The organism is Burkholderia sp. 567 (assembly GCF_040545115.1).
Taxonomy (GTDB): Bacteria; Pseudomonadota; Gammaproteobacteria; order Burkholderiales; family Burkholderiaceae; genus Burkholderia; species Burkholderia ambifaria.
Window position 1 is genome coordinate 87,844 of record NZ_JBEPLG010000018.1, and the last position, 6,073, is coordinate 93,916.

At 67.2% G+C, this 6,073-nt stretch carries 6 protein-coding genes; 4 read left to right on the plus strand and 2 right to left on the minus strand.

The features are described 5' to 3' along the window. Window positions 1-21: 21 nt before the first annotated feature. Complete coding sequence (cobO, locus tag ABIC50_RS33405; protein WP_011656839.1) at window positions 22-624, plus strand: cob(I)yrinic acid a,c-diamide adenosyltransferase; 603 nt, start codon at window positions 22-24, stop codon at window positions 622-624. Between the two features lie 3 nt (window positions 625-627). Continuing rightward, a complete protein-coding gene (locus ABIC50_RS33410; protein ID WP_354169109.1) occupies window positions 628-1,935 on the plus strand; it encodes a cobyrinic acid a,c-diamide synthase CobB in 1,308 nt (435 codons plus the stop codon). Between the two features lie 42 nt (window positions 1,936-1,977). Here the strand turns inward: ABIC50_RS33410 and ABIC50_RS33415 are convergent, their stop codons facing one another. Further along, on the minus strand, window positions 1,978-3,141 hold the full coding sequence (locus tag ABIC50_RS33415) for an amidohydrolase (protein ID WP_165751386.1): 1,164 nt from the start codon (window positions 3,139-3,141) through the stop codon (window positions 1,978-1,980). A gap of 353 nt (window positions 3,142-3,494) precedes the next feature. Here ABIC50_RS33415 and ABIC50_RS33420 point away from each other — a divergent pair, with 353 nt between their 5' ends. Both ABIC50_RS33420 and ABIC50_RS33425 read left to right on the plus strand, forming a co-directional pair. Beyond that, the gene (locus ABIC50_RS33420; protein ID WP_354169126.1) at window positions 3,495-4,565 is read left to right on the plus strand and encodes a type IV toxin-antitoxin system AbiEi family antitoxin; all 1,071 of its coding nucleotides are present in this window, start codon (window positions 3,495-3,497) and stop codon (window positions 4,563-4,565) included. Continuing rightward, window positions 4,534-5,439 (plus strand): nucleotidyl transferase AbiEii/AbiGii toxin family protein, encoded by a 906-nt coding sequence (locus tag ABIC50_RS33425; RefSeq protein ID WP_354169112.1) that lies wholly within the window; start codon window positions 4,534-4,536, stop codon window positions 5,437-5,439. The genes ABIC50_RS33420 and ABIC50_RS33425 overlap by 32 nt, the downstream gene beginning before the upstream one ends. A 287-nt stretch (window positions 5,440-5,726) precedes the next feature. On the opposite strand, the gene ABIC50_RS33430 is transcribed toward ABIC50_RS33425, so the two are convergent. Then, the coding region (locus tag ABIC50_RS33430) for a zinc ribbon domain-containing protein (protein ID WP_354169115.1) at window positions 5,727-6,073 on the minus strand (347 nt) is incomplete at its 5' end.

Consider the following 6,073-nt stretch of genomic DNA (forward strand, 5'->3'; position numbering starts at 1 on the left):
CTTTCGACAGGACGACTCCCGATGAAGACCGATGCCGAATCCCATCAGCGGATGGCCGAACGCCGCCGCGCCGGCCATGAAAAGAAGCAGGCTGCCGCCACCCAGGAAAAGGGCCTGCTGATCGTCAACACCGGCAACGGCAAGGGCAAGAGCACGGCCGCCTTCGGCATGGCCGTGCGCGTGCTCGGCCATGGCATGCGGCTCGGCGTCGTGCAGTTCATCAAGGGCGCGCTGCACACGTCCGAGCGCGACTTCCTCGGCGCGGTTGCGCAATGCGACTTCGTGACGATGGGCGACGGCTATACGTGGAATACGCAGAACCGCGACGCCGACGTCGCCACCGCGCGCAAGGGCTGGGACGAGGCGCGCCGGATGATCGAAAGCGGCGAGTACCGGATGGTGATCCTCGACGAGCTGAACACCGTGCTGAAATACGAATACCTGCCGCTCGACGAAGTGCTCGCGACGCTCGTCGCGCGGCCGGATTCGGTGCACGTCGTCGTCACCGGACGGCATGCGCCCGATGCACTGATCGACGCGGCCGACCTCGTCACGGAAATGCGGCTCGTCAAGCATCCGTACAAGGAGCAAGGCGTGAAGGCACAGCCCGGCGTGGAGTTCTGAGCGATGCCGGCCTGCCCCGCGCTGTTCGTCAGCGCGCCCGCGTCCGGCCAGGGCAAGACGTCGGTGACGGCCGGCCTCGCGCGGCTGCACCGCCGGCTCGGCCGGCGCGTGCGCGTGTTCAAGACCGGTCCGGATTTTCTCGATCCGATGCTGCTCGAACGCGCGAGCGGCGCACCCGTGCACGCGCTCGACCTCGGGATGGTCGGTGAAGCCGGCTGCCGCGCGTTGCTCGCCGACGCCGCGCGCGATGCGGATCTGATCCTGATCGAAGGCGTGATGGGGCTGTTCGACGGCACGCCGAGCAGCGCCGATCTCGCGGCCGCGTTCGGCGTGCCGGTCGTCGCGGTGATTTCCGCGAAGGCGATGGCGCAGACGTTCGCGGCGATCGCGTTCGGGCTCGCTCGGTTCCGGCCGGAGGTGCCGTTTCACGGCGTGCTCGCGAACCGCGTCGGGTCGCCGCGACACGCGGAACTGTTGCGGCAGGCGCTGCCGGACGACTTGCGCTGGCTCGGGCACTTGCCGGCCGATGCGGGCATCGCGCTGCCGGAACGCCATCTCGGCCTGCACCAGCCGGCCGACATCGGCGATCTCGACGCGCGGCTCGAGCGTGCGGCCGACGTGCTCGCGCAGACCACGCTCGCCGAATTGCCGCCTGCAGTCTCGTTCGCGGAACCGGCGGCCCTCGCCCCGCTGCCGCGCGCGCTCGCCGGCAAGCGAATCGCGATCGCGCGCGACGCGGCGTTCTCGTTCATCTATCCGGCCAATCTCACGCTGCTCGAGGCGCTCGGTGCGCAGCTGCGGTTCTTTTCGCCGCTGGCCGACGAACCCGTGCCCGACGCGTGCGACGCGCTGTTCCTGCCGGGCGGCTATCCGGAACTGCATGCGGCGACGCTCGCGGCCAATGCCGTAGCCGCGCGGACGATTCGCGCGCACGCGGCGGCCGGCCGACCGATCGTCGCCGAATGCGGGGGAATGGTGTACCTGTGCGAGTCGCTGACCGACGTCGAAGGCGCGACGACATCGATGCTGGGGCTGCTGTCAGGCCATGCGACGATGCAGCGCCGGTTCGCGGCGCTCGGCATGCAGCAGTTGGACACGCGCAGCGGGCCGATGCGCGGTCATACGTTTCATTATTCGCGGCTCGACACGCCGCTGGCGCCGGTGGCGGCCGCCGCCCGGCCCGATGGGGAACCCGGCAGCGGCGAAGCCGTGTATCGCACGGGTTCGATCGTCGCGACGTACATGCATATGTACTGGCCGTCGAATCCGGATGCGGTGGTGGCGTTGTTCAGCGGGGATGTTGTGTTCTAGCTCGGCACATGCCGCGATTGAACCGATTCCCCGCATTCACCGTCACACCAGAAACGTCTCGGCCAGCTTGACCCAGTACGACGCGCCGGTCGGCAGTACCGCGTCGTTGAAGTCATAGCCGGGGTTATGCACCATGCAGCCGCCCTCGCCGTCACCGTTGCCGATGATCAGGTAGCAGCCCGGCCGCTTCTCGAGCAGGAACGCGAAATCCTCGCTGCCGGTGAGCGGCACCATCTCGTCGATCAGGTTCGCTTCGCCCACCCACTCGCGCGCGACGTCGCGTGCGAACGTGGTCATCTGCGCATCGTTGACGAGCACCGGATAGCGGCGCTGGTAGTCGATCGTCGCGGTCGCGCCGAACACGGCCGCCTGCGCATGAATGACTTCCTTGATGCGCGCCTCGAGCAGGTCGCGCACCTCGGGCTTCAGCGCGCGCACGGACAGGCGCATCTGGGCGCGATCGGGAATCACGTTCGGCGCATCGCCCGCGTGGATCGCACCGACCGTGACGATCGCCATGTCGAGCGGCGACACGTTGCGCGACACGATCGTCTGCAACGCGATGACGATCTGCGCGCACACCACGACCGAATCGATCGCCTTGTGCGGCACCGCGCCGTGGCCGCCGCGCCCCTGCACGTCGACGATCACGGTATCCGACGACGCCATGAACGGCCCCGGCAGGAAGCCGAACTTGCCCGTCGGGAAGCCCGGCATGTTATGCATCGCGAAGATCGCGTCGCACGGGAACTGCTCGAACAGCCCGTCGTCGAGCATTTTCTTCGCGCCGCCGAGCCCTTCCTCGGCCGGCTGGAAAATCAGGTTCAGCGTGCCGGAAAAGCGCCGCTCGCGCGCGAGATGCTTCGCGGCCGCGAGCAGCATCGCCGTGTGGCCGTCGTGACCGCACGCGTGCATCTTGCCGGGGATCGTGCTCTGGTACGGCAAGCCGGTCGATTCGTGGATCGGCAGCGCGTCCATGTCGGCGCGCAGGCCGAGGCGCTGCGTGCCATTGCCGACCTTCAGCTGCGCGACCACGCCCGTGCCGCCGAGCCCGCGGTGCACCGTGTAGCCCCATGCCTGCAATTGCTCGGCAACGAGGTCGCTGGTCGCGAATTCCTCGAAGCCCAGTTCGGGGTGGGCATGAATGCGGTGCCGGATTTCGATCATTTCGTCGGCGAGGCCTGCGGGGATCACGCTGTGCGTCACGGTGTCGTCTCCTGGATTTAGTGGGAATGTGCAGGCAAGGATAGTCCGTTGAGGGGCAACCGGACAGGCAGAAAGTCGTCGTGGAGGCAACCTGGGGTTGCTGGCGCCTCATCGCCGCACATGAGAAATCGCCTGCTGGCGGAACCGGCCGTCCGGGCGACTGCCGCGCATGAGCCGGATTCGCGACACTGGATGTTCCGGTCTCGATTTCTCAGGTGGGGGTTGCGTTGATTGTCGGTTGCCATTCCGGAATAATTCCGTCACATCAAAGAGTTGAACGTTATTGTTCATTTTTTGACGGCTGTACATTTTTTGTGTACGCTGACAAAAAAGTGAACAAGCGACCCCTCCCGATGCCCGAGAACGCCACCCTGTCGATAGCGGAACAGCACGTGCTCGACGAAGCTTGCGCCGCGTTCGAACGCGCGACCGGACGCTTCAACGCACGGCCGGTGCGCGTGCCGGCCGCATTCCGCGCGCATGCCGACGCGATGATCCGCTTCGGCATTGGCGGGCAGACCTTCGAGATGCCGGCCGCCGTGACCGTCGGTGTCGAATCGGTACAGGACGCCCACGCCGCGCTGCTTCGCCGCAGCGCCACCCCGCTGCCCGGCGAGCGGCAACTCATGCTGGTCGCGCCGTATGTGTCGGCCGAGCTGGCCGCCCGCCTGACCGACCAAGGCATCCCGTTTCTCGATACCGCCGGCAACGCAAGCCTGATCCTGCCGGAGGCAACCGTGCTGATCTCCGGCCGGCCGAAGCCTGCGCGCACGCCGCGCCGGCAGGTGTCGCGCGCGACGACGCCCAAGGGGCTCGCCGTGATGTTCGCGCTCGCGACGCAGCCGGGCCTCGTCGCGCAACCGTACCGGGCGATCGCCGCCGCGTCCGGTGTCGCGCTCGGCACGGTCAATCTCGCGATGGACGACCTGCTCGCGCGCGGCTTCGTCGCGCAGCGGCGCAATGGCGAGCGCCTGATGCCCGACTGGCCGCGCTTCGTGCAGGAATGGGTGGCGCTGTATCCGAGCCGCCTGCGCGCGAAACTGCCGGCCCGGCGGTTTGCCGCCGTCACGCCCGACTGGTGGCGCGACTTCGATTTCGCGGCATTCGATGCGCGGCTCGGCGGCGAACCGGCGGCCGACCTGCTGACGCACGACCTGAAGCCAGCCGCGGTCACCGTCTATACGCACGGCGCCGTGTCGAACCGTATGCTGCTCCAGGCGCGCCTGCGCCCGGACGAGCACGGCGACGTCGAGCTGCTCGAAGCGTTCTGGCCGCCGTCGCCGGCGCTCGACTGGCGCGAGCAGGACGTGCCGCTCGTGCCGCCGCTGCTGATCTACGCGGATCTCGTCTCGTCCGGAGACAGCCGCAATCTTGCCGCCGCCGAACACATCCATGACCGATACCTCGCCCACCCGCCCGCTTGAAGTCGACGTGCGCCGGCCGCTCGAGCCGGCGGCGGCCGCGCTGCTGCAGGCGGTCGGCACGACCTGCGTGCAACTCGACACAGCATTCGTCGTCGCCGGCGCAACCGCGCGCGACATCCTGATGTGGCATGTCCATGGCATCCGGCCGGTGCGTGCGACGCGCGACGTCGACGTCGCGGTGTGCGCGGTGAGCTGGCCGTTTCACGAGCGGCTCGTCGATGCGCTCGTCGCGACCGGGCAATTCGCGCGCGCGCCGAAGCATCAGCAGAAACTACTGTTCGCCAGCGGGACGCAAGGATTTCGCACGGAGCTCGATCTCGTGCCGTTCGGGCCGCTCGAAGCACCGCCCGGCGAAATCGCGTGGCCGCCGCGCGGCGATTTCGTGCTGAACGTGCTGGGATTTCAGGAGGCGGTCGATACGGCGCTGGCGGTGTCGATCGGCGCCGATATCGCGGTGCCGGTGGCGAGCCTGCCGGCGCTCGCGCTGCTGAAGTTGCTCGCGTGGAAGGATCGGCGCGCGCGCCAGAACAGCGACGCGTACGACCTGCTGTTCCTGCTCACCCATTTTCACGACGCGGGCAATCGCGAGCGCATCTGGGACGTCGCGCCCGATCTGCTCGAACGGCACGGCTTCCAGCCGGAGCTGGCGGCGGCCGGGTTGCTCGCGCGCGATGCGAAGCGGATCGCTTCGCCGCAAACGCACGAGGCGATCCGCGCGCTGTTATCGGACGAAGCGGTTTACGCGACCCTCGCGCAGGACCTGCAGGCCCGCGCGTTCGCGCTGCTGCCGGGTGAATTCAACGATGACGCCGACCGGTATCTCGACGCGTTCCGCGGTGCTTTCCTGGCAGAACCGCCCATTCCTCGCGCGTGACGCGCTGCCGCGCGACAACACCGCCATCGTGCATTCGCCGCCCTAGGCCGAGGCTGATCCGATGACCCCAGATGAGATTGATCAAAAATTCATTAAATGCGTCAAGCACACTGGGGATGCGCGACTGATCCAGAACGCCTGTGAGATCCTGTCGCTGCTGCACAGACTTCCTCGCGGCAAGGACACCATAAGCGACCTCACATCGCTGCTCTGATCCGGGTCAAGCAAGTTGAGACCTCGAATCCGACGTTTCAGGGAAATTGCATGCAATTGACGTCCTCACCCGCCTAAAGGCAGGTGATTCCCACACCCGGCGATGCACGTCCGCATCGGAGAATGTTCAGCGCAGCGTTGGTATCTCGATCATGCACGACACCACAGCCATCGCAGGCCCACTCTCTCATTCGCAGTCCCGCGATACCTTTCGGCCGCGTCGTGCTGTCTTTCGATCCGCACGACGAACAGGACTGGGTAGAACCGCTCTCGTCGACTTCCTCGAACGTGGCTCCGTGCGCCATCGCCTTGTAACGGAGTTTGTCTCGGAAGGACGACCAGGATGCGTCGTAGACGCTTTTCGCCATCCTGGTTCTGGCGAGTTTGGCGGCCGACACGTTACCGACCGCGATGTAGTCAA